The organism is Psychroserpens mesophilus, assembly GCF_050617655.1.
GTDB classification, from domain to species: domain Bacteria; phylum Bacteroidota; class Bacteroidia; order Flavobacteriales; family Flavobacteriaceae; genus Psychroserpens; species Psychroserpens mesophilus_A.
Window position 1 is genome coordinate 1 of record NZ_JBODQC010000164.1, and the last position, 273, is coordinate 273.

Annotated in this window: 1 protein-coding gene; it reads right to left on the reverse strand. The window is 57.1% G+C overall.

Going from position 1 to position 273, the window contains the following annotated elements; genetic code table 11:
• Positions 1-43: 43 nt before the first annotated feature.
• On the reverse strand, positions 44-273 hold a 230-nt coding region (locus tag ACRHNM_RS16780), incomplete at its 5' end, for a hypothetical protein (protein ID WP_431137763.1).

A 273-nucleotide genomic window follows, 5' to 3' on the forward strand; every position in this document is an offset into this window, starting at 1 on the left:
TGCCGGGGTTTGCTGTGTCGGGATGGGATCAAAACTGATCAGCTCATCCCTGCTGGCCAAGGAGGACTTTGCCGGCCTGGAGGAGACTGTCCGTTCCACCCTGGCTACCATAGCCAGAATCCGAAAATAGGAAAGCTGTCGGCATCCGGGCCATCGTCGACTTCTTTGCCAGCTGATTGCCGGGGGTGCTTCCCGCGTTGTGCCAGCCGACAACCAGGATGGATTGATTGGAATCCCATTGAGCATTCGCCAAATCCCGGTTCCCACCGTTTT